At 71.8% G+C, this 24,879-nt stretch carries 21 protein-coding genes and 1 pseudogene; 10 read left to right on the top strand and 12 right to left on the bottom strand.

Translation table 11 applies throughout. The annotated features are described in order from the left end of the window. Entirely contained in the window at nucleotides 1-636 is a 636-nt protein-coding gene (locus ACI1MP_RS38335; RefSeq protein ID WP_189278509.1) for a hypothetical protein, read from the bottom strand. A 451-nt stretch (nucleotides 637-1,087) separates the two neighbouring features. On the opposite strand from ACI1MP_RS38335, the gene ACI1MP_RS38330 reads away from it, so the two are divergent. After that, nucleotides 1,088-1,399 (top strand): hypothetical protein, encoded by a 312-nt coding sequence (locus tag ACI1MP_RS38330; RefSeq protein WP_404870731.1) that lies wholly within the window; start codon nucleotides 1,088-1,090, stop codon nucleotides 1,397-1,399. An 80-nt stretch (nucleotides 1,400-1,479) separates the two neighbouring features. Next, nucleotides 1,480-2,409 carry an endonuclease domain-containing protein gene (locus tag ACI1MP_RS38325; RefSeq protein ID WP_404870732.1) on the top strand — a complete coding sequence of 310 codons (930 nt, stop codon included), beginning with the start codon at nucleotides 1,480-1,482 and terminating at the stop codon, nucleotides 2,407-2,409. A 152-nt stretch (nucleotides 2,410-2,561) separates the two neighbouring features. On the opposite strand, the gene ACI1MP_RS38320 is transcribed toward ACI1MP_RS38325, so the two are convergent. Then, nucleotides 2,562-2,999: a hypothetical protein gene (locus ACI1MP_RS38320; RefSeq protein ID WP_404870733.1), complete on the bottom strand. Its 438-nt coding sequence runs from the start codon at nucleotides 2,997-2,999 to the stop codon at nucleotides 2,562-2,564. Nucleotides 3,000-3,035: 36 nt separating this feature from the next. After that, nucleotides 3,036-3,581 (bottom strand): hypothetical protein, encoded by a 546-nt coding sequence (locus ACI1MP_RS38315; RefSeq protein ID WP_404870734.1) that lies wholly within the window; start codon nucleotides 3,579-3,581, stop codon nucleotides 3,036-3,038. A gap of 290 nt (nucleotides 3,582-3,871) precedes the next feature. On the opposite strand from ACI1MP_RS38315, the gene ACI1MP_RS38310 reads away from it, so the two are divergent. From ACI1MP_RS38310 to ACI1MP_RS38295, 4 genes are all read left to right on the top strand, one after another. Continuing rightward, nucleotides 3,872-4,492 carry a DNA-binding protein gene (locus tag ACI1MP_RS38310; protein WP_404870735.1) on the top strand — a complete coding sequence of 207 codons (621 nt, stop codon included), beginning with the start codon at nucleotides 3,872-3,874 and terminating at the stop codon, nucleotides 4,490-4,492. 5 nt (nucleotides 4,493-4,497) lie between these two features. Then, nucleotides 4,498-6,966, top strand: coding sequence for a helix-turn-helix domain-containing protein (locus ACI1MP_RS38305; RefSeq protein ID WP_404870736.1), 2,469 nt, complete (start codon nucleotides 4,498-4,500; stop codon nucleotides 6,964-6,966). Next, a complete protein-coding gene (locus tag ACI1MP_RS38300) occupies nucleotides 6,966-7,517 on the top strand; it encodes a hypothetical protein (RefSeq protein WP_404870737.1) in 552 nt (183 codons plus the stop codon). The genes ACI1MP_RS38305 and ACI1MP_RS38300 overlap by 1 nt, the downstream gene beginning before the upstream one ends. A 488-nt stretch (nucleotides 7,518-8,005) precedes the next feature. After that, nucleotides 8,006-8,722 carry a hypothetical protein gene (locus tag ACI1MP_RS38295; protein WP_404870738.1) on the top strand — a complete coding sequence of 239 codons (717 nt, stop codon included), beginning with the start codon at nucleotides 8,006-8,008 and terminating at the stop codon, nucleotides 8,720-8,722. A gap of 35 nt (nucleotides 8,723-8,757) precedes the next feature. Here the strand turns inward: ACI1MP_RS38295 and ACI1MP_RS38290 are convergent, their stop codons facing one another. Continuing rightward, nucleotides 8,758-9,654 carry a PIN domain-containing protein gene (locus tag ACI1MP_RS38290; protein ID WP_404870739.1) on the bottom strand — a complete coding sequence of 299 codons (897 nt, stop codon included), beginning with the start codon at nucleotides 9,652-9,654 and terminating at the stop codon, nucleotides 8,758-8,760. Nucleotides 9,655-9,739: 85 nt separating this feature from the next. Between ACI1MP_RS38290 and ACI1MP_RS38285 the strand changes: the two genes are divergently transcribed. Continuing rightward, a complete protein-coding gene (locus ACI1MP_RS38285) occupies nucleotides 9,740-10,204 on the top strand; it encodes a hypothetical protein (RefSeq protein WP_404871015.1) in 465 nt (154 codons plus the stop codon). A 344-nt stretch (nucleotides 10,205-10,548) separates the two neighbouring features. On the opposite strand, the gene ACI1MP_RS38280 is transcribed toward ACI1MP_RS38285, so the two are convergent. From ACI1MP_RS38280 to ACI1MP_RS38255, 6 genes are all read right to left on the bottom strand, one after another. After that, entirely contained in the window at nucleotides 10,549-11,025 is a 477-nt protein-coding gene (locus ACI1MP_RS38280; protein ID WP_404871016.1) for a hypothetical protein, read from the bottom strand. Then, nucleotides 11,022-11,666, bottom strand: coding sequence for a helix-turn-helix domain-containing protein (locus ACI1MP_RS38275; protein ID WP_404871017.1), 645 nt, complete (start codon nucleotides 11,664-11,666; stop codon nucleotides 11,022-11,024). Before ACI1MP_RS38275 ends, ACI1MP_RS38280 begins: the two co-directional genes overlap by 4 nt. Before the next feature lie 1,024 nt (nucleotides 11,667-12,690). After that, on the bottom strand, nucleotides 12,691-13,665 hold the full coding sequence (locus ACI1MP_RS38270) for a TniB family NTP-binding protein (RefSeq protein WP_404871091.1): 975 nt from the start codon (nucleotides 13,663-13,665) through the stop codon (nucleotides 12,691-12,693). Nucleotides 13,666-13,793: 128 nt separating this feature from the next. Continuing rightward, nucleotides 13,794-16,268: a Mu transposase C-terminal domain-containing protein gene (locus tag ACI1MP_RS38265; RefSeq protein WP_404871090.1), complete on the bottom strand. Its 2,475-nt coding sequence runs from the start codon at nucleotides 16,266-16,268 to the stop codon at nucleotides 13,794-13,796. After that, a complete protein-coding gene (locus ACI1MP_RS38260; RefSeq protein WP_404871089.1) occupies nucleotides 16,265-17,200 on the bottom strand; it encodes a TnsA-like heteromeric transposase endonuclease subunit in 936 nt (311 codons plus the stop codon). The genes ACI1MP_RS38265 and ACI1MP_RS38260 overlap by 4 nt, the downstream gene beginning before the upstream one ends. Nucleotides 17,201-17,524: 324 nt before the next feature. Further along, a complete protein-coding gene (locus tag ACI1MP_RS38255) occupies nucleotides 17,525-18,925 on the bottom strand; it encodes a DNA-binding protein (RefSeq protein WP_404871088.1) in 1,401 nt (466 codons plus the stop codon). Nucleotides 18,926-19,321: 396 nt separating this feature from the next. Between ACI1MP_RS38255 and ACI1MP_RS38250 the strand changes: the two genes are divergently transcribed. The 3 genes from ACI1MP_RS38250 to ACI1MP_RS38240 all read left to right on the top strand — a co-directional run bounded on the left by ACI1MP_RS38250 (nucleotide 19,322) and on the right by ACI1MP_RS38240 (nucleotide 20,942). Beyond that, nucleotides 19,322-19,564: a hypothetical protein gene (locus ACI1MP_RS38250; protein WP_404871087.1), complete on the top strand. Its 243-nt coding sequence runs from the start codon at nucleotides 19,322-19,324 to the stop codon at nucleotides 19,562-19,564. After that, entirely contained in the window at nucleotides 19,561-20,124 is a 564-nt protein-coding gene (locus tag ACI1MP_RS38245; RefSeq protein WP_404871086.1) for an RNA polymerase sigma factor, read from the top strand. The genes ACI1MP_RS38250 and ACI1MP_RS38245 overlap by 4 nt, the downstream gene beginning before the upstream one ends. Before the next feature lie 230 nt (nucleotides 20,125-20,354). After that, the gene (locus ACI1MP_RS38240; RefSeq protein ID WP_404871085.1) at nucleotides 20,355-20,942 is read left to right on the top strand and encodes a hypothetical protein; all 588 of its coding nucleotides are present in this window, start codon (nucleotides 20,355-20,357) and stop codon (nucleotides 20,940-20,942) included. A gap of 613 nt (nucleotides 20,943-21,555) precedes the next feature. Here ACI1MP_RS38240 and ACI1MP_RS38235 read toward each other — a convergent pair. Then, a complete protein-coding gene (locus tag ACI1MP_RS38235; protein ID WP_404871084.1) occupies nucleotides 21,556-22,767 on the bottom strand; it encodes a helicase associated domain-containing protein in 1,212 nt (403 codons plus the stop codon). 394 nt (nucleotides 22,768-23,161) lie between these two features. Then, a pseudogene (locus ACI1MP_RS38230) lies at nucleotides 23,162-24,364 on the bottom strand (helicase associated domain-containing protein); the annotation flags it as partial. Between the last annotated feature and the right edge of the window lie 515 nt (nucleotides 24,365-24,879).

Below are 24,879 nucleotides of genomic sequence, written 5' to 3'. Positions count from 1 at the left end.
TCAGGCGCGGTACATCTGGGTCGCGGAGGTGATCCGGCCCTGCTGGTCGAACTGCACGATGAACTGGTTCGCGTAGCAGAGGTAGGGGGCGGGCGCGGTGTGGGCGCTGCCCTTGCAGCCCTGGACGAGCTTGACGAGGAAGTCGACGGAGGCCTGCTCGGGCTTGGCCTGGTTCAGGACGTACGCCTTGGCGCCCGGGGCGAACTCGTACGTCTCGGTGCTGCCGGTGGCCTCGAAGTAGGGCTCGCCGGGGACGTTCGGACCGCAGACGAACTTGGTCGGACGGGCTCTCAGGACGAACTTCGCGCCGGCGGTGGCTTCGACGGCCTCGACGACGGCGCCGCCGTCCACCACGCCGCCCTTCCGGGAGCAGTCGTCGGCGGGCGCGCCGGTCGGCTTGGCGGAGGTCCCGCCCGCGGGCTTACCGGTGCTGGCGGCGGGGTTGGGGGAGGCGGCGCCCGCGTTGCCTGGTGCGGTGGGGTTCTGGCCGCCGTTCGCAATGCTGGTCGCGGTGGCGGAGGGGGCTGCGGAGGCCGGGGCGGCGGCACCGGTGCCGGAGCTGTCCGGCTCGCAGGCGGTGAGGGCGAGGGCGGAGGCGGCCAGGGCGGCGGCCACGGTCAGGCGGTTGAAGCGCATGCTGATTTTCCCCAAACGGGTAGCGGTGAACATGGGGACCCTGGCTGTGAATCGGTCGACGCCCCCGCGGCCCGACCTTCACTTCCAAGATCCAATGGATGGACATCCTGCCCGATCCAATGAACCGCATTACGCCAATCCGGCCCTTGACGGTTCCACTTGAAACCAACCCGTGACGGTGATTGCATACCCTGCCCGGTATATCGCGGTCAGGCAACGGGTCTGTCCCGACACCCGCCGGGGTATCCGGCGAACCGGTTCTCTCCCTCAGCACACCGACCGACGTGCCGCCAGGACGCGCCGTAGAGCAGGCTCCTCGCATCGCACCGATTGTGAGGGCGGGTGGCGGTATGTCGGCGGCGCCGGGCTGAAGAAGGCCGGGTTCGAGCCGTGGACTAGCTCGAACATGAACGCGGGCAGGATGTGGACAGGAGCGGAGCTTCCGCTGGAGATGACGGTCTATCACCGCTACGGCATGGTGCCCCGCTTCGCGATCGACCTGTCCGGCAATCAGGACGGCACCATCCTCACCGCCTATGCCGCAGAGCTACCTGACGTGATGGATCTGATCGCGCGCTGGGCGCCGGCCGTGCAGGCCCTGGCCGCAGCCGCAGGCCGGGCAGTGGATCCTGTCCTCGGTGGGGGTCATGGGTTCCTCCTTCCTGGGCGCTGTGGGCGCGCCCCGCCTTCGAACGTAGGAGGCCGTTTCGACGAATCGGCCTGGTCGTCGCCGCCCGGCGTGTCGCACCGGCCGAATGGGTGACATGCCGTCAGTACCACCTGCCAGCGTGGTGACGGAAAGTCATTCCCCGTCACTGGAGGTGCAGTATGGACTATCGGCGGATGTCGCCCGAGGCCAAGGCCGCGTTCCTCGCCGAGCGCCCGTGGTGCGAGTTGCGCTGTGGGCGGCCCTCGGTCCAGGTGGATCACGACCACATCAGCCACGAGGCTCGCGGTGCCCTGTGTCGGCGGTGCAACTCGCGCCTGGGCTCGCTGGAGGCGGCGCTGCGCCTGCCGGAGCGGTTGTTCCAGAGTCTGGCGGGGGACCTGCATCACGAGTTCTGGAAGAACGGGTCGGTCAACCTGGCCGCCTACCGCCGGGACCTGGGTTACCTGGGGCTGACCGCGAAGCAGTACGCCGCTCGCCTGCGCCGGGTGAACGAGCAGCTGGTGCTGCCCCACGTCTACTGGACCGGGGTGGCGGCCAGGCCGCCCGGGCGGGACACGCTGTGGACGAAGATCGGCCCGTTGTGCGACGACGACGAGGCCCGTCGCCACTTGGAGCGGATCGCCGCGACCGCGCCGCCCACCCAGTTGTGGGTGCAGATGACCCGGGAGCCGGACGACGGCGTGAACAGCCCGGCGCCGCGCTGCCTCATCACGGCGACCAGATCCACCGAAGGTGCGAGGGAGGCCTACCTGGCGCTGCACGCGGCTCTGCCCGACACGAGCGGCTACGAGGCCAGGGACCGCGCCTTCGCCGAGTTGGCGGTGCCAGTGCTGCTGAGTCGGCCCCTGACGGCGGAGCAGTTCCGTGCTGCGCATTGGCGCGACGACGAGCAGCTGCCGGCGACCGACCGGGAACTGCGGGAGCTGTTGCTGCGCTACGGCTACATGGCCGGCTGGATGGACCTGGCGGTGCGCATCGTGCTGGAGGACCTGGCCGGGGACCTGCCGGACGCGCGGTGGGCGGTGTTCAGCCGGGCCCGGCACCACTGGCTGGTGCTGTTCGCCCACTGGCGGGAGCGGCGGGGCTCCCCGTCGGCGGCCTGAGAGGCGCGCCCGGGGTGCGGGGCGGCGCCGTATGCGGGCTTCCTGACGTCGAGTCTGCCGAGGTGGCTCGGGGGGCCGCACCGGGTTGTCTCCGGTGTGGCCCCGCGGGTGCCTGCCGTGTGCCGTAGGTCGGGCTGCGGCGTCGGCCGGCCTTACAGCTGCTTGAGGGCCTCGTCGGTCGTGGCGGCCTGGACGAAGGCGTTGATGTCGAGGCCTTCGGGGAGCGGCTCCTGGCTGCCGCCGCCCCAGATGATGTTCGAGGCCAGCCAGCCGGCGGTGAAGGTCGTCGGGATCTCGAACTGCCCGCGGGCGCTGAAGGCGATCACGCCGTAGGTGACGGAGGCGGTCTCCGGGTGGCGGGCGAGCAGCCACCGCAGCGTGGAGGCGAGGTTCACCGAGGCGTCGGGGGCGATGATCCGCGCCCTGTCGTAGGTGGCTTCCCCCTGCTCCCAGCGGCCCCGGGCATCGGTGGTGATCTCGTCCGTCAGGGAGAGGATCGCGGCGTCCTGGACGAGCTCGCGCAGCGTCTCCCGGGGGATCTCGACGATCTCCTGGTCGAAGAAGGAGTGCGCGAAGTGGCGGCCGATCATGTGCTTCTCCGATCTCGTTGTCCGGTGGTGCGGGGTTCAGTCGCGCTTCCAGGCCGCGGTGAACTCCTCGGCCTCTTCCGGGGTGCGGGGGAAGCGTTCGGCCACGACGGCCTTGAAGGCGGCAGCTTCGGCGGCTTGGATCCAGAGTTCGCCGAGCCGCAGCGCGTTCCCGGCGTGGAACTCCAGGCGCTCGCCGATCAGGCGGGCCACGTCGACCCGCTGTTCGGCGGTGAGCTCGGTCAGGCCCGCGAGGAGGCGGCCGGCGAGGGCGGTCTCGACCGAGCGCATCAGCGTCAGCTTCACGCCTTGGGGCAGGTTGCCCGGGTGCAGGTCCAGGGAGTTCGATGCCTTCTGGATCGCCCACCAGAACTCCGAGTCGTCGGGTTCGGGGAGCACGTTCAGCAGCGCCAGGAGTTCCTGGTTGGCCGCGTACACGGTGGGCCTGGCGGACACCAGCGCCGCGATGTCGCCGATCCGCTCGACGCTGAGTTGGCCGGCCTCCAGGTCGGGCGGGCAGTTGAGGTTCTTCTTGACGGCCGCCGCGCGCAGCTCGTCGCCCTCGTCGACGTACCTGGTCAGCATGGGTGCCCCCTCCTCGGTGGTGTGTGATCGCGGTTCCCCATCACGGTCGGTGTGCGGGTGATCACGCGATCCGGCCCAGGATGGCAGCGCTGCGGTGATGTCGGCGGCGGTTCGTGCAAAGCCGTCTTGTTTGCGATCGTGCGGGGCCGAGGAGCGGACCCGTCCTCGGCCGACCACCGGCCACGTTGGTAGGACTTACTCGAAAGACATGGACAGTGTCGTGGGGGAGGCGTAGAGTCCTCCTAGTTCTTTTAGCTAGTTCGATAGGCGTGGAGGTTGTGGGTGTGTTCGTGACGACGGGTCAGGCCGCGTCGGCCCTGGAGTGCTCGATCCCCACGGTGAAGAAGCTGATGTCTACCGGTGCGGTGCCCGGCGTTCGCGACACCGGCCGGCAGGTGTTCCCGCTGGCCGCGCTCCAGCAACTGGCGGCCCGCCCGACCGCGGACCTGACCGCGCTCGGCGCATCCGAGATCGCGGTGCTGCGTGTGGCCGCCCCGGCCCGGGTCGAGGAGCCAGGCCGGGAGTGGATCGGCTTCGGCGCCGCGCTGGACCGGGACCAGCTGCTGGCCGCGCTGTCGGGCTGGTGGCGTTGTGATCCGGCTCGGGTCGCCGCCGGCGGTGTGCTGCCGGTGACGGTGGCCGGGTTCGTCGTCGCCGTGCTGACCGGCCTGGAGCCGCCGTGGGAGTCGGACGGCACGGTCGGCACCACCGCCCGCCACCGCTTCCCGGCCGCCCGCCTGGCCGGCTACCTGACCGACCTCACTGCCCCCGCCAACGCCGCCGAACCGGCAGGCGCGGACGACGCCCGCCTCGCCGAGCTGCTGCTCGGCACCCGCCTGCCGTCCGTCTCCAGCGGCCCGATCGCCTACGTCACCACCCACCCGACCACCAGCACCGACGAGGAGGAGTAGACCCGATGTCCGACGAGCTGTTCGAGTCCGTGGACGCGCTGCTCGCCGCCGTGAGCACCGGACTTCCGGCCCCGGCGGAGCGCAAGCGACTGCGCCTGGCGGCCGGGCTGACGCCCGCGCAGATCGCCGCGGCGCTGCGCGTCAACTCCGCTCTGGTGTCGCAGTGGGAGGACGGCAGCGCCCACCCGGGCCCGGACGTCGCCCCCGCCTACATGCGCCTGCTGGAGGGCCTGGCCGCCCGCTTCCCCGCCCCCGAGCAGCCCGCCGCGCCCGCCCCGGCCACGTTCGTCGCGCCGGTGCAGGGGACGGTGCTGGACCAGCACCCGGACGGTTCGCTGGTGACGGGCCCGGCCGAGCCGTGCGTGCAGTGCGGACAGCCCGCGATCTACCGCGTCCAGGGACGCCCGATGCACCTCGGTGGTCTCTGCCGCCCCGCCGCTCCCGCCCCGGCCGAGACGGAGGTCGAGCAGCAGGCGCCCGCGGCCACCGCCCCGGTGGCCGACGTTCCGGCCGCCCAGGCCGAGTCCGTCGAACCGGCCCCTCCCGCCCCGGCTCCGGCCGCTGCCCCGCCGTCCCGGCCCGCACCGTCGGCGGCCCCTGCTCCGGCGCGGTCCAGTCAGCGCCCGGCTCCGGCCCGTGCCCAGGGCCGCCCGGCTGCACCGCGCGCCGCCGCTCCAGCCGCCGGTCCGGCCGCGCCGACGCCGGGGCGGTGGGTGCCGGTGGTGGCGCTGGACGCCGACCCGGACGGCGGCTGGGTGCTGGACGTCCCCGGCTTCCCGGCCCCGGCCGGGCCCAAGCTGGGCGACTGGTTCGCGTGGCTGGGCACAGGGCTGCCGCTGCGCGTTGAGCGCGCCCACCCGCAGGGCCGCGGCGGGGACGGCGCGGTCTGCCTGACCGCCGCCGCCCTCAAGCAGCTCGGCCTGCCCGCCACGCTCCCGAGCACCGACAAGACGCTCAACGCGCTGCAGGCGAAGCTCGCGAAGGCCGCCGCGACGGTCGGCATGGAGATCAGCGAGAACATCGGCCCGGTCTTCCGGGCGTTCCGCCGCGCCGGGTCGGCCGGCGGGCCGAAGACCTCGCTGCAGATCACCGTCGCACCGTGGCTGGGACAGGGCGACGCCCGCCAGCAGGCCGTCAGCGCGCTCGCCGCCCCGCTCGCCACCGCCCCCGACCACGCCCGGGACGGAGCGACGTTCGCCCGCCGCTACCGGGCCTTCACCGCCGACCTCGGCGTCGCCCCGGGCGCGACCACCGCCTCCACCGCGATGCTGCTCCTGGACGCCGTCCGCCCCCGGGTCGAGTGGGTGAAGGACGAGGCGACGGGCGAGTGGTCCTCGCACCTGCGCGACGGCGCCCTCCCGGCCGGGGACCGGTGCGTGCCCATCGCGGCCGGCGCCCGCCACCCCCTCACCCGCGAACTCCTCTCCAAGGGCCGGGCGGTGTGCGAGGAGGAGGACTACAAGTGGTGGGCACGCGAGCTCACCGACGACGAGGCCGGCCGCTCGTTCGCGGTCGCGGTCGACGTCTGCGCCTCCTACCTGTCCGTCACCGACTCCCTGCCCCTGCCGATCGGCGAACTGGAGCACGTCACCAACCCCGCGTGGGGCAAGGGCAAGACCGCCGGCCTGTGGCTTTGCGACTTCACCGGCATCGAGGTGGACGAACCGCTGCCGCACCCCGCGACCTTCCACGGCCGCCCGCCGACCGGGCCGGGCTGGTACGCCACCCCCACCGTCGCCTACATGGCCTCCACCTACGGCTTCGACCCGGCAACGATCACCGAGGCGTATCTGTCGACGCACACGGCGCCGCTGCTCAAGGAGTGGACCACGCGGATCCGCGCCGGCTACAAGCGCGCCTACGCCGACCTCGGCCTCACCGACGGCCAGACCCCCGAGGAGTTCCTCGCCGCGTACGCGGTGCACAAGGACGTAGACCAGGATCCGGTGCGCGCCGACGCGCTGACCCTGGCAGGCCTGTACAAGAACATCTACAAGGGCGGGATCGGGAAGTGGTCCGACTCCGCCCGCCACCTCGACGACGAGCAGTGGCTGGAGAAGGTCGCCGGGTCCTGGTCATACCGGCCCGAGATCCGCTTCCACATCATCGCCGCCGCCCGGATCGCCGCCCACCGCCGCATGCGCAAGACCTACCTGCTCACCGGCCGGGCCCCGTTCGCGGTCAACGTCGACTCCTACCTGTACGCCGCCGACGCCCCGTCCCCGATCGAGCTCCTGCCGGTGAAGGACGACGGCACCCCGGTGCCGGGCGCGCTGCGCCTGGGCATCGCGCCCGGAAGCCACAAGCACGAGGCCTCGATCCCGCTGCAGAAGGCGGTGGAGGCGATGGGTCGCCGCGAGCACCCCTCCCGGCTCACCCACGACTACGCCACCGACGGCACCTACACCGGCCCGGAACCGGCCGTTGAGAACGCCGACACCGACACCGACGAGCAGAAGGAAGGCGAGCGCTGATGGCCGGCGGATTCAGGGGCATGTTCGGACGGGTCCGCGAGGCGCTGTTCCCCTCCCGCAAGGCCCCGGTGCAATCCACCACCCAGGCCGGGCAGGTCCGCGACCGCAGGTACGGCGGCAGCACGAAGGCGATGGCGGCCGCCTACGGCGTCTCGCCACGTACCGTCCTGCGCTGGGTCGACGGCTCCCGCCACCCTGCCGGGCGCCACCAGGAGAAGCTGCGCCTGGACGCGGTCGATGTGCAGACCACCGAGCGCGGCCGCGAGCGCAAGGCCAAGCAGCTGCAGAAGCTCGGCGCGTACTCCGGTGTCACCGTCCGGGTCGGGCGCGCCCACACGTTCGACATCCGCGGCTCGGACGCGGTCCGGGCCCGCGACGTCCATCTCAGCCTCACCGGCGAGCAGGCCGCGGCCCTGGCCCGCGCCAAGGACGAGAGCGAGATGCGCGAGGTGATCGGCGAAGCGCTCGCCGACTACTTCAACGGCGGCGCATACGGCGGATTCACCGCCGATGACTTCGAGTACGACGTCGACGACTTCGACCTGAACTGACATCGTCCTCGGGGAGGCCCGCACCAGGGCTTCCCCGAGGCGTGATGCACTCAACCATCTTGCAGCAACAGCAAGTTGTCGAGAACTCTGCGGCTGCTCTCCGGGCTTCGGAGCTCCGTTTCCGCTGAGGCCCCGTCCAACCTCCGCTGATCTTGCGACCGGCTGACGGTGCCAACGAGCCGAGGAACCCGCCTAATCCCAGGCCGAAGGAACCATCGGTTCCATGCCGGGGCGGAGCACATCCGAGCCGCCTACCGGAATCCACGTGCCGCAGAAGAATCCCATCCGGGCATATTCCGGAGCGGACCGGACGGTGGAAAAGAATTCCTTGCAACAGACACTTCCCCGCCGAATTCGGCTACACCACTGTCGGCCAGAAACCGGACACGGTCGCCGCCCTGGAGATCTCCCGGCCCATCATCTTCGGCGCGCCGAGTGAGCCGCGAGGATCGCCTCGCCAGCTCCAACCAGCGCCTACGAACAGCGACGTGTCCGAGGTGGACCGTAGCGTGGTCGGCCAGGTCGCACTGCGCGCGGCCTGCTTCCGGAAGAGAAGGGAGTCGACCGTGGCGATCAGCATCGTGCGGGCGGCCTGGGTGCCGGACGACGATCCCGAGCGGGACTCGGAGTTGGCAGCCGACCTGGCTGTGTCCTGGATACGGCGCGAGTGTGCCGAGCAGCGGACTTCGGGCGTTCTCGTGCTCAACGCCTTCGGCGTGGAGCAGCAGGTTCCGTCGTTGCGCTCCTTCGCAGCCGAGCACACCGTTACGACTCCACGCGCCTCCCGCGATCGTGTCGGACGCGGTACCGGACCCGTACTGGCCTACCTGCCCGACGAGAAGACCCTCGACTTCGCTACGCACCTCGCTCGCGGGTCGTCGTTGGCCGTCGTGGAGAGCACCCAGGACTTCGCGCTCCGGGGCTGGGCGAGCGCGCTCGGGGCCATCGACTTGACCAAGCCCGACGAGCGCCCGGAAGAGGCCAGTCCCGGATTCGCCAAGGCCATCGACCGGCTGGACCTCTACAAGAACAACGGCTTCGGCGACCCGTTCGGCAAGCAGCAGGCCCTGCACATCCTCCAGGACCTGGTCCGCTCGGAAGGGCTCGACCCCGAGGCCGTCCTGGGCGCCCTGGCTGCCCGGGGCGCTTCCAGCCGAGCTCTCCGCAACCTCGCGAAGCTGATCGACGGGCTCGGCCAGCGCTGAACGCACCCCTGAGCGAAGGGCGGGAAGTCCGCCGCTCAGGACTCGATGAAGGGCAGCGAGACGGCGGCCAGCTTGGTCTGCAGGTTGAGGTCGCTGGTGACCACGTACCAGGCCGAGCCGGGATGACGGGACTGCAGCAGCAGAGTGGAGGCCACGAACCGGTCGTCCGGGACGTCCAGGTCCAGCCAGGCCGGCAGGGCGTCCGACTTCGGCTCGATGTGCTCGAAGACCGCGTGCACGTCGCCGGCGACCCGGACGCCGCGGGTCACGTCGCCGCCGTTGCTGCGCAGCCCCTTGAGCCGCCGGTCCGCCTTCTTCGCCGCCTCCCGCAGCTCCGGCGTCCGGCCGCCCCGCTTGTGGTCGTCGACCTCCCTCAGCACCACCGGCAGCAGGTGCGCGATGTACCGCGGGCCCGCCTCGGCCGTGTACGCGGCCAGGTCCGGGTTGTCGATCAGCGCGTTGGTGTCCACCACCAACCGCACCGACCACTCGTCCTCAGGCAGCAGTTCGGTCAGGCCGCGCAGCTGCACCGCGGTGGCGTGCAGCACGTCGACGGCCTGGTGGACGTGCTGAGGAACGGAGTGGTCGTAGCGCTTCTCCGGGCGGATCAGCCAGCGCTGCAGGAGGCCGAGGTTCTCGTCGAGCTTCTTGGCGGTCTCGGGGGTCGGGTGGGGGAACAGGAGCCGGAAGCGCGGCTCCCAGTCCCGCAGCCGGCCGAGCAGGGCCATCCGCTTCCGCTCGACCTCGGGCGTGCTGGGGCCCCAGCCCCAGTTCGCGGCGCCGAAGGTGTGCATCATCGAGCCTCGACGGTTGGGGTTCACGTAGTGGATGGTCGACGCTTCGAGGACGGCGACGAAGTCCTCCTCGATCGCGGCCAGTTGTTCCAGGAGGCGGTCGCTGTAGGTCGGCGGGAGCGGCTTGCGGTTCGACATCCCCTGATGATGTCCGACGGCTCCGACACCCATCACCCCGTTTACGCGATCTCTGTCCGCAGGCCGCCGAGCGAACGCCGGCCCGGTGACAGACCCGACAGGCGACACCAACTCCAGCCTGGTGCCCGGCGCGTACGGGCGCCGTCGCCGCCAGATCCAGCGCCTGGTCGACGGCGGCCGGCTGAACGACCTTGCTCCCGAGCCCGGTGACGAACGCCTCCTGGACGTGCTGACTCGCACGGGTCACCGCGCCGCCCTGGACGTCCAGGGCTGGCTCACCAGGACCTACCTGGCCGGGACCGGCTGCTACGCCGATCCGGCCGTCCGAGCGGTCTTCCGGCTCCCCGCCTTGGTCCTGGACCAGGCCGAGCTCCGCCATCCCTGCCCGCCGGCCTGCTCGGGCCCTGCCGGTCTGCGGTGCGACGGCTGCGCGCAGGCGTGCGGGAGCGGCGCCCACTGCGGCCTGGCGCTGCTGTTCCGGAACCTGTCCCAGGCGCTCAGCGCCCGCCAGCAGCACGCCCAGCCCCTCCTGAACGCCCGGCCCGAGTAACAGCTTGCTTGTTGGCGGCCCCGGCCGGAGTCGGTCACGGGCTGCTGCGGGTTCGTTCATCGGCGTTGCCCGCAACGGCTCGGACTCCCCAGGCCTGGTCCCTCGCTCAGCATCCGCCGTGGTTTGTCCGCGTGATCAGGGATCTTTGTCCCCGTCGGCGTGACCCCTTGGTGTCGGAGGCGACACAAGGTGTTGGCGCGCGGGGCGCCGGAACCGTTGCTGAGCAACGCAGTTGCGTTTGTCTTCCTCCGGGTGCCAAATCCCGACCGGGGCTGGCTGTTGACGGACACGAAGAGCGTGTGCGTCCCCGGTGGGTTGTGGGGCGCACGCGCTCTGGTGGCAGGTCAGCCGGTGGTTACGGACTTGAGCCGGGGCCGGCTGATGTCGGTGACCTTGCGCTGCTTGGCCTTGCGGGCTTTCTCCTCCTGGTGCTGGAGCAGGCGCCGCTCGTACTCGTCCTCGAAGTCGCCTTCGTCGAGGCGCATCTCCCGGGGCAGCGCCCGCATGGCCTGCTGCTGCTCGCGCGGGGTGTCGAAGGCGGCGATGGCGGGGTGGAGTTGGAAGCGGCCGCGACGAAGGACGGTGACGAGCCGTGCGGCGACCAGGTGCTGCATGGCGCGGCTGATCATGCCGCGTTCCATGGCGAGGCCCTCGCCGAGTTCCTCGTGCGTGGCCTCGATCAGCCCGCCCGGCTCCTGCTCGGTGAGCAGGTGCAGCAGCAGCGTGTAGCCGGTGGGGGGCAGCCGCGGCACGTAGGCCAGGCCGTTGAAGCTGCCCCACAGCGGGCGACGCGCGGTCCACTCGCCGGCGGTGACGGTCATGACGGCTCCCCTTCCTTGAGCTTGCGCGGGTCCAGCTTCGCACCGGGCTGCGCCATCGCCTTGAACGCCTCGGGCGCGTTCGGGTCTTCCAGCAGCGCGTGCAGCAGGTCCAGCTGCTCCACCCTCTCGGCCTTGGCCCCGGAAGCGGCCTTGCGGCCCTTCTGCGGCTTCCGGACGCCCCCGCGCAGGCTCGCGGCCGGGTTGAGCTGGTAGAGGCCGTTACGGACCCGCATGAGGGCTCCGTCGGCCTCCAGGACGTGGAAGACCCGGGTGACGTGCGAGCGGCTGTAGCCGAGGTGCTCGGCGATGTCCCCGTGGTTGGCCTCGATCACGCCGCCGGGCTCCTGACTACCCATCAAGGTGAGGAGCACGACCAGGACGAAGCGGTCATTGTCGTAGCGGCGGGCGGCCCAGCGCATGAACTCGAGCGAGTCCATGCTGAACGCCTCGCCGACGAACCCGGTGCTGCTCGGCAGCGGGAACACCTGGGCCCCGTGGCCGGGCGGGAGCTCCACCGTCGCGGAGCTCGGGATCCGGCTGTACGAGGTGGGCGGCGGCTTCGGGCGCCGCCGCCGGGTGCGGGCCGGCTTCGGCTCCGGCATCCGGGCGGCCGAGCCGTCCTCGGTGGGGCCTGCGCTCATCCCGTGGTTCTCCTTGATCGGATCGGACGTCGACATCCTGTCACGACCGTGGCAGTACAGCCACGAATTTGGTGGCAGGACACGCACGAAAGTCACCTCAATGTCAGTCCTGGAGTGACAAAGCGCTCGCGCCGGGGAACACGATCACCCGCAAGGCCTGTGGATAAGTTCCACTGACCGGCGCGACCTGATCCGTGGCAGTACTGCCACCAAACCGTCGCGATTCGTCAGCACCGCCTGACATCCACACCCCCAAAATGTCAGCCCAGGACTGACATTCCGTCCGCCCCGCAAGCTCCTGACCAGCAAAAACTTGGTTCCGGAACTCTATAGAACGCGGGCGCGCATGATACCCGACCGCCACCGTCGGCGCAAGCGCCGACACGCCGTCACTTCCAGACCACCGCAGCACCGTCGGCGAAACCGGCCACCTGCCACGACATCGGCCTGCGGCCGATCCGGCAGTGCCGCGCCCGCTGTGCTCCGCCTGGATCGGACGGCGGGTCAACTGCCCTTCCGCCGCACGCGCGTGGCTTCCAGCTGAGGATCGCGGGGGGTGTGGTTGGGATGTGGTGGGCTCTGCGAGCTGGGGTTTCGTTGGTTGAGTGATGTGTGGTTTCGGGGTGGTGAATCGTCAGTTGAGGTTGCGTGGACTGGGGTTATGGCTGGCTCGGTGATTCGGATCCAGCGTGTGGTGAGTGGCCGCTCGGTCTGAAGGCCGTTTCGGTGTTTCACCTGGTCGGGACGGTGTCGGCTGGCCTGTATGGCGGGTTCAGGGTGCGGTTCCCACTGGAGCGGCGAGCGTCTGAGGGCAGCTCGGGTTCGGGTTCGGTGGTGTTCTCAGCGAGTGTGCGGTGCATGCGTCCGGACGCCGAGATCTGCCGGTGGCGGCGGCCCGGGGGATTGCGGTACCGGGCCGGGGCGGGTGGTCTGGCGTGCCGCGTTCTCGGTGAGACTGGTGCGTTGTCCTTCGGTGTACGGGCGAGCAGCTGGCGTGCCCTGGCGCTGTCGTGGCCTGCGGTGGTCAGCGGCCGTGGTGTTGTCTGGGGGTGTGGTGGGTCTCGGCTTGGTGGTCCAGCCGTACCGCGTCCAGGCCGGTTTTGGTGATGCGTTCGGTGCCGTCGAGGATGGCGGTCTGGGCGGCTTCGCGGATGAGGCGGGTGAGGCTGCCGATGCGTCCGGCGGTGCGTTGGTGGAGGTAGGCGGCGTGGCGGGGGAGTGTGCCGGGACGGTGCCGTTGGAGGTCGAGGGCTGCTTCGAGGTCGGCCAGCAGGTCGGTGAAGGGGCGGCGGGTGCCGAGGCGGGCGGGGAGGGCGCCGGTTTCGATCAGTGAGGCGCGAGCGGCGAGCTGCGCACCACGCACGCCGCTGAACAGCGCGGTGGTGGTGACGTCGATGCCGGCGTAGACGAATGTGGCGCCGATCTGCTCGGTCAGGTCCTTCAAGAGGTCGGCGGCCTCCGCGCCGGTGGTGGTGCGGGGGTTGAGGCGGTGGATCTCGTCGATCAGCACCAGCCGGACCCCGACGGTGTTGTAGGTGTGGGTGACGGCCTGCATCAGCTGGGCCTGGGTCATGCGTGTGGTGGTGGGGATGCCGAGGTAGCGGGCGAACTGGGCGGTGAGGGTCTTGGCGCTGGCCCCGGCGGGGACCAGGACGTAGGCGACCGGCACGACAGGGTGGGCGCTGCCCGGCACGCTTGAGTGTCGGCGGTGGTGGGCGAGGTGGCAGACGCGGCCGACCTCGAGCAGCGCGGTGGTCTTGCCCGTGGCGGCGGGTCCGGTGAGGATCAGGCTCGGGCGGGCGGTGGTGCGCTGATGTCTGCCGAGCAGCATCAGCCGGCGCACGCTCGCGGAGAGGGAGTCGATCGCGGGGGTGCGCACGGTCACGAACCGCGAGTAGTACGCCAGGCGTTCTTCCACGCCACGCTCGGGACTCCCGGGGGCCGGAGGCGTGGGTGCGGGGGTGGTGGCGAACTGAGCGAAGCCGTGCCAGGTGTCCACCGCGTACGGCGGCGGTGCCTCCTCGAACCCTGTCGGCCGGGCCGGGCCGCCCGCGTCCGGTGATGCCGTGGCGGTTGCCGGAGCGGCGTCCGGCGCATCCGTGAGGGGGGCAGGGACGGTCGGGGTGTTCACCACAGTTCGGCTTCCTTGTGTGCGTTCCACAGTCCCAGGCCGGTGTAGGGCGGGGCGGGCAAGTGGTGGTCCGGGCCGGCGTCGTCCCAGCCGTCGTCGTCGGGGTCTTCCGCGTCCTGGTCCTGGCCGGTCCGGTTCTCCTGGCGGGATTCGCTTCCGTCGCCGTCGCCAGGCCAAGGTCCGTCCGAGTCGAAGCCGTCCTCGGTGTCGTCGGGGTCGAGGAGACCGTCCGGGCCCTCGCCGTCCACGGGCTCGTCGCTGCCGTCCGGGAGAACGGTGCCTGCGCCACCTCCGCTGGGGACGAGGGCGCCTGTGCTGCTGGTACCGGGTGGTCGTGCCCATGCCTGGGGCGGTACCGCCGCATGCGCCTCGCCTGCTTTGCCCGCCCTGACCACGCCGGTCTTGGCAGCGCCGCCGGACGTGGGCGGGTCGGTGGCGGTGTCCGGCGCGGGCACCGAGGCGTTCCTACCGGCACCGGCACCGGCACCGGCGGCTGGTGGGCGGTTGGTTGCCCGGACGGGGCGGGGGACGCGGGCGGGCATGGCGCGGGTGAGGACGGTTTGCTCGGTGCGTGTGGCGGCTCCGGAGGTGGCGCGGCGTTGGAGGTCGTCCAAGGCGTCGGCGAGGTCGGCTTCGCGGTGGTCCGGGCTTTCTGAGCGGTGGGTGAGGGCGGTGCGCAGGTGGTGCCAGGTGCGGTCGTCGAAGGGCTGGTGGACGTGGTCGCGGTGGATCCACGGGATCTCCACCAACTGCTCGTTGCTGGGCAGGCGGATCCAGATCTGGCGCAGGTCGTGCGGGTTGTGGTGGACCTCCCAGCGGCCAGCCTTGGCGGTGACGGCGGAGGGCTGGCCGCGCCATGGCCCGAGCAGGTCGGCATCGTAGGTGCGCTGCTCGAGGCGGATCCCGTGGTCATGGATCGTCAGCCAGCGCACCGGCAGCAGCTCAAGGTAGTCCCGGCCGGTGAAGGGAAGGGGGACATGGCCGGCGACGGCGACCAGCGCGTCCCACATCTGCATCGGCGTCAACCGCACCTTGGGCAGCGCCGGGTGGCGCAGGCCCTGGTGGGGACGGTGGTGCCAGTGGACGAGCCACTCGTCCAGCAGGTCCTGCAGCTGGGCGACGCTGTAGCAGGCGTGCTTCTCGACGTCGCGGCCGCGCTGGGTGACGTTCGGGCCGGTGTAGCCGGGCACGTACTGCCACAGCAGGGTGTTGAGGGAGCCGAAGGTCCGCTCGACGATGCCCTTGGCGGCCGGGGCGTGCGGCGGGGCGGGCTGCACGCTGATGCCCAGGGTGCGGCACGCGGCGGTGAACGTCTGCGACAGGTAGACCTTCCCGCGGTCGACCACGATCGTCTCCGGCACCGCGACGGGGCGTGCGGCCGCTTCGGCCAGGCGCTCGTCGACCGTGATGAGCGCCTGCCGGTGGAGTGCGGGGGAGTGGTCGAAGCGCAGTACGTCGGGCCAGGTGGGCCGGGCGGGGTGAGGGACGGCCATCTCCGCGAGCAGCAGCGCCGCGTCGACGGCCTTGGTGCTGTGGGGGCGCAGGACGGCGGCGAGGATGGCGCGGGTGGCTACGTCGACGGCGATCGTCAGCTCCGGCCGGCCCAGGGTGCCGTCGTCGAAGACCGCGAGGACGTCGAGGCGGGTGGTGTCGATCTGGACCTGCTCGCCCGGGCGCAATGCCACGGTCGGGGTGAATGCCCGCCCTTCCCGGGGCCCGGGGACGCCGTCTCCGCGGCCGTGGATGTCCTCGCGCGGGTCGGTGAGGGCGGCGACCAGCCGGTAGAAGGTGGCCTGCGAGCACATCGCCACCGCGTCCCCGTGCCGCTCGGCCAGGATCCTGGCCGCCACCGGCAGCAGGGCCTTGACCGTGCCCTTGGAGCGTCCGCGCCGGCGCCGGATCGCCTCCTTCACCGCGGCCACCACCCGCTCGTCCGTGCGCCCCGCGAGGCTCGGTGCGCGAGTGGTGCGGTGGTCGACCAGCCCCCACAGGCCCTGCTTGCGGTAGTCCAGCCGCATCTTCTGCACCGTGGAGCGGGAGACCTTCCCGAAGCCGAGCGCGGTGAGCTCCTCGGCCTTGGCCCGCTCCCGCTCGGCGAGCGTGTACCGGGCGGGGTCGTAGCGCTCGTTGGCCACACAGCCGGCGGAGGCGCCGTCGGGGTGGCCGGTCTCCACCTCACGGATGTGCCGCAGCCACGCCAGCGCGCGCTCCTGGGCTGCGGCCGGGGCGGTCTCGAACAGGCCCCACTGCGGCGCCGCTTCCGGCACGCTGTCCTGCCTGGGGCCGGCCAGCGCGAAGGTGGGATCGGCGAACAGGTACCCGGACAGCACCACCAGGTCCTGCTCGCCCTCTGCGGCCAGATGGACCCGCTGCCCGGATAGCGCCACCACCTGCCACCTGACGCCCCGGAAGTCGACGTGCCCGCCGACTCCCACCACCGGCCGCCCGCCCCGCCGCGCCACCTTGCTCATCGCTCCTCGCCCTCCACCCCACGCGAACTCGCGCCACCGTCGGCGCCCCGCACCGACGGCCCGCCCCCCGCGCCGCCACCCACACTTCCAGGGCTGCCCCCCAAGCCTTGACCGCCCCCGACCGGACCCGCTATCGCACCACCGCTGCGCCCCGCCCCCGAGCGGCCGCCCTGTCCGAGCCTGGAGCCGGCCCTGGCGGGAACACCGGCAGGCCCGACCGGGACCCGCTCGTGCAGCGTGGCGTCCAGAGGCGCTGTCAGGTCACCGCGCCACAGGGTGTGGAAGAGCGCGGGCAGGACCTCAACCGGGTCACCGACCGCCTCCACGCCCTCGAGCATCGGCCGCGGATACGCGAACGCCGCCAGGACCGCGTTCATCAGGCCGGGACGGCCCTGGTTGCGCGGGTGCCGGTAGCCGGCCAGCCACTTCAGGTTCGCCGCCAGCACCGGTTCCAACGGCTCCAGCCGCTCGTAGCGCCAGCCGACCTCCTCACACGCCGCCGCCACCGCAGCACCAGCCCGCCGTGCCCGCTCGCCGCCCGCCTCCGCGTGGCTGGGGCAGTCGGCCAGTAGCGCGGTGCCGTCCGCGTACCGGGCGAACACCTGCGGCACCCACGAGCGCACCTGCCCCCGCCCGTCACGCCACAGCAGCCGCACGGGCCGCCCGGCCAGGCCCACCACCCGCGGGTCGCGGTCCAGCACGGTCAGCTGGGCGCGCATCGCGTTCGACCCGGCCACCACGTGCCGCCCGGTCGTTGAGGACCACCACAGCCCTGGACCCCACCGGCGTCCCGGCGGTACCGGGAATGCCGAGACCGGTTCCAGTTCCTCGTACGCCACGGCCAGCGCGGCGTCCGCCCACTGCTGCTGCACCACCTGCCCGAACGGGTCCATGAACACCGCCTCGAACCCCGCCCGCCGGTCCACATCCACCAGCTCCGAAGGCCCGCCCCGTCGGCCCGAACCACTCACGCCACCCGTGCTGTCCACGGTTCTCAGCCAACCCACCACACACTCACGCGCGGACGGCTTTCCCGATTCCCACCGCACCCCGTGACCCGGTGCGCTACAACGCCCCGCGCACACGCGGATTCTCAACCACAACCCGCAGCCGCGCCCCGACCAGTCCCGCTAGCACCCTCACTCCCGGTTCGCCGCCGCCCAGCCATCCACCTCCCGGACACGACCGCCAGCACAGCACCAGCAACCCGCACCCGGCACCGGCATCACCTCGCACACCGGCCCACGGGAAGACCGTCACGAACCGCCCCGCGCCACCCCTCCCTCCTCGACCAGCCCGGCGGGGGAGTGGGCCCACGCCGCCACGTCCTCAGGCCGCACCCCGGCCTCCACCGCCCCCAATGCGACCTCCCGAGCCGCCTGCTGCAACTGCCCCACCGTGTACGCGATCCCTCGCAGCAGCCGCTCGGCGGCCTCCGCGCTGCTGCCGCGCTGCGTCTCGCGAAGCTGCAGCAACTGCTCCTCGACGTTCTCCAGCAGACTCTGGATCAGCATCCGCCGCTCCGGTTCCACCGCTGAGCGCCACACCGTCCCCGACCCCGGCAGTCTCGCTTCCTTCGTCAGCGCCCACAGCTGCGCCGCCATGCTCGGCGGCTGGAGCTCACGGCGTACCCACCACAGACCATCCCGGTGACCGGGCGGCACGCCCGCGCCGCGGCGCCGGCGGATCACCGCCCCCATCCACGCGATCAGCGGCCCGCCGAAGTCGACCGCAGCCAGCGGCCCCAGCCACGGGCGCCCCACCCGCTCACCCAGCAGCCGGCAGAACGCCCCGTCCACCGGCAGCGCCCGAGGCCGCTCGGCCCCGCTGTCCTGCCAGACCAACTCGGCCATCACCGGATCCAGCAGCGCGGCCGCGACCTCCACAACCTCCGGGAAGACCACCGCGTCGCGGCCCACCACCCGCCACCGCCAGAAGTCCCCGCCCGCGTCCCCGCCGACCACCGCGTGCAGCCGCGCCGGCCACACCTGCTCCCGCTCCCACTCCAGCGCCTGGTCCCACCACCGGCACACCACCGCCCACGCCACCCCGAACACCTCCCCAGGCCCCACCCCCAACCGCGCCGCCCGCCGCGCCACCACCCGCCACCGCCGCCGCGCCGCGACCACCTCCGGCAAAGCCCGCAGATCGAGGAACTCCACACCCGGTCCGAGATCGGCGTCCGCGTCCAGCAGCCACCGCCCGTGCCGCACACACACCCGCTCCCACCGCTGCGCGTACCGCACCACCCCCACCGCCGTCCCGGTCCGCCGAGCCGCGCAGAGCCGGCATCCGAACGCCGCCGGCCCCACCGCCGAGCCCGCCACCCGCCACACACCCCGCCCGCCCGAACCCGCCCGTGGCCCCCGGCCGGAGGCGAGCTTCTCGTCCTCCAACCCCCAGGCCGGCAACGCCCGCGCGAGCACCCCCTCTGGCACCCCGAACAGCTCCGCCAGCACCCGCCGCCCGCCCGCGTCCAGCAGCACCTCCGCGTCCGCCCGCACCGCGCCGCTCTCGTGCCGGGGGCGCTGGCCCTGCCACTGCCAGGACGTCAAAAGGGCAGCCGGGTCCAGGCCGTACCGCTCAGAGACCCGGCCCATCAACGACCAGAGCGTCTCGCCGGCCAGGGGAGGAACGCGGAAGATTCCAGGTGTCATGGCTCCAGCGTCGCGAAGAGCAGCCCGCCACGAGGGAAAGTGAGCCGGTACACCGAGCCTCCGCGCAACATTCTGCGCAGATGACTGGCGCTCAGCTACCCTCCCTGCCGCAGCATCCGACACGGCGGTAGCTCCAGGCACCTATCTCGGCAGTGCAGCAGCCGGCGGCCACCGAGCCCTGCAGCAGCGGGCACCGCTCAACCCCAACCCATCATGTGATCTGCATCACTTCCAGGCGTTGGGTATCCGGAATCCGGCCCGTCCCGGAGTGGTAATAGGTGAGGCCCAGCACGTTGGGCCCAACGAGACGTCAGAGACCACCAACCGTCAGAGAAGGGGGCCCGACCAATGTGGTCGCCTCTGCTCGGAGCGGGATCACCATGGGTCATCGCGCCCATGCTGATCCCGTTCCTGTTCACCCTCGCTGCGCGCCGCCTTCTGGCGACCGTGGACCTGCTGTTCAACCTGCAGCACAGCGTGGTCATGGAACGCGAAAGACGCGACACCCTCGTCGAGGTGCTCCGCGCCCTGCCCCCCGGCGGGGCCGCGGTTCAGTTCGAAGCCGGGGCGCCGCTGTGGGCGGTGTGGGTCCCCGGCGGCGAGCCGATGACCCTGCCGGCGCTGCGGAGCGCTGCGTGACGGAGGACGCTTCCACCAAGGACGCGGCACGGGAGCCGGAGACCTACTCCGGCTTCCCGGACTTCGTCGACAAGACGCGGTCTGCACTGTGGTCCGTGGCGCTGTACGAGAGCCGGGGCGACCACCACGTTGCCGAGGACATCCTTCAGGACGCCCACCTGCGTCTCTTCCGCTCCTGGGGGCGGATCAGCAACCAGGACGGCAGCTTGAAGGCGTACGCCCGCGTCGCGGTCCGCAACGCCGCCAAGAGCTTCTACAAGCGGCACAGCAGGCTGGTCACCGTTGACCTGCCCGCCGGTGACCAGCCCGCAGCGTCGTGGGACGGGGCCATCCCACACGCCGACGCCACCGACATCGGCGCCCTGGTCGTCGAACTCATCGACCAGCTGCCCCCGCAGCAGCGGACCGTCGTCACCTTGGTCTACATCGAGGACAAGACCCGGGACGAGACCGCGGCCGAGATGGGCCGCAAACCCGACACCGTTCGGCGGTACCTGGATGCAGCCATCAAGCGGCTGCAGAAGCAGATCATCGAGACAGGATTGGAGGCCAAGGGATGAGCGAGGACACTCAGTGGGAGCCCGTCGCGGTGGACGGTCAGCACCGTCAGGCTGCCCTGTGGACCCTCTACCTCTCGCTCGACTACATCGCCGCATCCGAGGGCGCCGCAGCCGCGGCGCCCTCGGGCCCGGCGGGGGACCGGCCATCGGGCCGGTCCCCCGGCCGGGGGCCGGACACCACACAACTGTCAACGCCAGCCCCAATGGCCGGGCAGACAGGCAGCGGAGCGGTGGAGACGAGCACAAGGCAGGCCACAGCGGCATCGGCTGTGGCCTTGTCGGCCGGGCACTACAAGGCACTTCGCGAACTCGCCGCAGCCCTTGCAGAGGTTCACAGGCTCGAGCGGCCAGTTAATGGGTCACCGGAGCGTACGGTCGCTGAACTCCTAGAGCTCCTCGAGCTCGACGAAGCCGCCTACAGCTGGTGGGCCGAAGCCGCCCTACTCGGCGACGAAGACGCGATCGACTACCTCGAGATCCTCGAAGAGGAACGCAGCACCAGCTTCCCCGTCCCCGTCACCACCCAGCGAGTCGAGTACTGCAACCTCATCGAAAGGGAACTGCTGGCCCTTCTGGCAGGCACAGCCGTGCCAACGAAGGACAGGAGGGCAGGCCATCCTCGATCGACGGACCACCCGAGACACGGCGTTCTCTGGTACGCCGGGCCGGCCGAGGCGGCCAGCAGTTTGCACGACAGCGAACCCCGAGACGGACACAGCTTGTTGTCCGCTCGGGCACACGCGTTTGTCCGCGAGATCGAAGAGCACTTCTCCAGACCAGAGACACTCGCAGCCGACCGCGGAGGTAGCTCCGCATGACACACGCGCGCCTGCACGCCAACTGCACTCCTCCCCGCGCACGCGGGGGTGGACCGACGAGGAAGAGGCAGTGCTGGTGCTTGCTTGCTCCTCCCCGCGCACGCGGGGGTGAGCCCACGACGGAAGAGGCAGTGCTGGTGCTTGCTTGCTCCTCCCCGCGCACGCGGGGGTGAGCCCACGACGGAAGAGGCAGTGCTGGTGCTTGCTTGCTCCTCCCCGCGCACGCGGGGGTGAGCCCACGACGGAAGAGGCAGTGCTGGTGCTTGCTTGCTCCTCCCCGCGCACGCGGGGGTGAGCCCACGACGTTCACGCAAGCGGAACAGCTAGAGAGGAACCAGCACAACGACAGGTGGCAACAACGGTTGGTGAGTACCGAACTCACAGACGTCTCGCACGCGGCGGCCGCCCCTCACACGGGGCGGCCGCCGCCGCTCTGCCAGCCTCATAGTGTTGGACGATGTCTCGACAGCGACTGGCCTTGAGCGGGGGGACTGCGTCGATGAACAGACGCTCGACGAGGGCAGCCAAGTTGCCTTCTGGCGCGCACTCAGCGCTCAGGGCCTCACGGTCGGGTTACCGCGCTGCCACCGCGTGAACGAGAGGCCCTGATCGGTCAGGGTGGTCCGGCTCCGATCCCGGTCAGAAGGGTCCGCTGCTCGGGGTGGAGCTGGGCCCAGTGCTGCTGCTGTTGCTGGATCCAGCTCTTGGCCTGAGGTACCGCGGTGTCGGCGCGCACCCGCTGGTAGGCGCGTTGCCAGGTGAAGTCCCAGGGCGGGTTCCACCAGGGGTCCAGCGCGGCCAGGGCCTGCTGGGTGGCGGGGGACAGGCGGCCGCTGCGGGCTTTCGCGCGTTGGGCGATGAGCCATTTCCCCAGGTGGAAGCCGTCGTGGGTGGCGTGGGTCGCGACGGCGAGGTGCCCGTGCGCGGCGGCGTGGGCGGCGGCGTGCTTCAGACCGGGAGGGTTGCGTCCGGCCCGCTGGGGGCCCGGGGCCGTGGCGGCGGTGATCCCGATCCGTGCCAGGAGCTGTTGCTGCTGCGAGTGCAGGACCGGCCAACAGGAGCGCTGGACCTGCACCCACTTCCTGACGCTGGGTGGGGTGTGCAGGTGCTGCGGGCCGCCCAGGGCTTCGGCGCGGCGATAGCTGCGCTGCCACGGCAGCGGCCAGGGCGGGTTCCACCAGGGGTCGATCGCGCTCAGGGCACGGGCCGGGGGCGAGGCGTCGCCAGTTCTCCGGGCGCGCTGGCGGTGCTCGTGCAGCCACCGCCCGATGGGGAAGCCGTTGTAGCGCTCGCTTGCCGCTGGGACGAGGTGGCCGTGCTCGGCGGCGTAGGCGCGGGCGCGGACCACATCGGTGTCGAACTGCGGTGTGGTCGTCAGGCGCCGCGACAGACGGGGGCCGGCGCGATGCCGCGCGGCCTGCGCGGTGATGCCGATGGCGGCTAGCAACTGCTGCCGGCCCGGGTGCAGAGTGGCGAAGGCCGCGCACTGCCGCCGGACCCAGACACCCAGGGCGTTCTTGGCCGCCGGGACACCGGCTGCCGGATCGAAAGGGTGGCCGCAGCGCTGGTGGCCGCGTGCGCGGTAGTAGTTGCGCTGCCAGTTCAGCTTCCAGGGGGGATTCCACCAGGGGTCGATGGCGGTCAGCTGCTCTACGCGTGGTGAGGGCGGCAGCGAGAGTCGGGCGCGCCGGGTGGCCCGGTTGCGTTGGTGGAGAAGCCATTCCCCGAGGGAAACCGCCCGGGCGCGCCGCTCGGGGTACGGCCAGGTGGCCGTGCACCGCGGCCCAGGAACGTGCGTGCGCCAGCGCCGCATCGACGCGGGCACGCTGCTCCGGGCGGTCGCCCAACCGAGGCCGACCTGTCCCGGGGCGTGGACGCTCGACTGCTTGGTCGGGCTTGGACGTGCGGACGGGCGGCTTCGGCCTGGGGCGGTGGGCGGTCACGTAGGGGAGCGGGATGCCGATCTCGGACAGGAGCCGTTGCTGATCCAGGTGCAGGGCATCGAAGCGCAAGCACTGGCGCCGCAGCCAGGTCCGCGCGGACAGGTCCAGGCCGTTCCAGCAGGCCGCAGGATCATCGGACCCGACGGCGTCCAGACGGTCTCGGGTGCGTTGGTAGGAGCGCTGCCAGTTCAGGCCCCAGCTTGGCCGCCACCAGGGGTCGATGGCAGCCAGGGCCCGAGCGCGCTCGGGGGAGAGGTCGCCCCGCCCCGCCCGGGAGCGTTGGCCAGTCAGCCACTTCCCCAGCGGGAACCCCTCGTGGACGGTGGCGCCGGTGACGGTGACCAGCCCCGCGTGCGCGTCGGCGTAGTCCTGCGCGTGGGCGATGGCTTCCTCGCCATGGGCCCGGATGCTGCGCCGCCGCGGGCGAGCGTTGCGGGCGGCCGCCTGGTCAATCCCGATGGCGGCCAGCAGGCGCTGCTGCTCCGGATGGAGTTCCTCGTAGCGCGCGCACTGCTGGTACAGCCACTCACCCAGGCTGTAGCTGGTGCCCGGAAAGCCCTGCCGCGCCTGGTGCGGCCCGTGGGCTGCGGCACGGGTGCGAGCGTGGTGATAGGTCCGCTGCCACAGTGTGGTCCACGGGACCGCCCACCAGGCGTCGATCGCCGACAGCACCGCGACGTGCTCGGCCAGCATCCGGATGTGCCGGGCGCGCTGGTTGGTCATCCACTGGCCCAGCGCGAACCCGTCGATGACAGTGTCGGCCCGCGTCGCCAGGTGCCCGTGGACGAGGCGGTAGGCGCGGGCGTGCCCCGCACCCACCTGGAAGGCTTCCTCGGCCAAGCGGCTGTGCCCGCGCAGCCGCTTGGCCACAGACCGACCGCCGTCACCCCCGCCCGGATCCCCCAAGGCCGCGAGATCCTCGGCAAGCAGGCGGGGCCGGTGCGCGGAATGGACCTGCCACAGGGCCCGCCGACCGCTCGGCGCGGGGCTGCCCGCAGCACGCACGCAGGCGTGCGCCCACGTGAACAGCGGCCCGGACGTCACGGCTGACAACTGGTCCGCCAGCCACGGACGGGCCAGCCCTTCGCTCAGCGCGGCCACGAGAACGGGGGTGTCCGCGAGACTGAAGGGCAGGTGGCCGCGAGTGTCGGCGGCGATCCGGGCGTGCAGGGCGGGATCGGCCAAAACCGTGGCGACCGTGACGGTATCGGGGTAGGTGACCAGCTCCCTGGCCAGGGCTCGCCATCTCGGCCCGTCTTCCTGCTGGCCGACGCGCGTGGCTTCCAGCCGCCGCGACCATGCATCGTCCCGTGGCCAGGGCTGCGCCCACCAGGATGCGGTCACCGCGGCGGCCACGGTGAAAGCCCGTGCCCCATCCGCAAAGCCGCTGAGCAGACGAAGGTGTCGACGCTGCGCCTCGACGACCTCGGGACAGCGGCACAGGTCCACAAGCCGCCCGCCGGTGCCGGGCACCGACATCAACCAGAACCGGTGACGTCCGCAGACGCGCTGATGGGGTGCCAGATACACGCGTGCGGACGCTGTGTGCCCGGTACGGGCCGCCGTGCAGCCAGGGCACGCCGGACCCTGCGCCGAGACTTTCTCCACTCCGTGGTGGAACAGCCCAGCCGGCCCCGCGTACCGCTGGCGGGGCTCGTACTGGGTCCAGGCCGGCAGCGCCCGCAGCAGCCTCTCCTGCGGGACGCCGCTCAACGCAGCCAGCCGTGCCCGCGCGTCGCCATTGAGGTACACCTCGCTGTCCGGCCGGGCGCTGCCCACCAGGTTCAGTCGACCGTCGACCTCGACCAGTGCCGCCAGAACGTCCACGGCGCCCACCTGGTAGCGGTCCGCGATCCTCGAAAGGAACGACAGCGTCATCTCCCCCTGCAGGGGAGCGAACCGGAACACACCACGGCCTGGTCCAAGACCGTGCACCGGCGACTCCCTCCTACCACCCATCGAGGAACCGCCCCCGCTGTGCTGGCCCCGGTACG

It is taken from the genome of Kitasatospora griseola (assembly GCF_044999035.1).
Classification (GTDB): domain Bacteria; phylum Actinomycetota; class Actinomycetes; order Streptomycetales; family Streptomycetaceae; genus Kitasatospora; species Kitasatospora griseola.
Note: the sequence above shows the minus strand (reverse complement) of the source record. Positions and strands in the feature narration are given on the sequence as shown.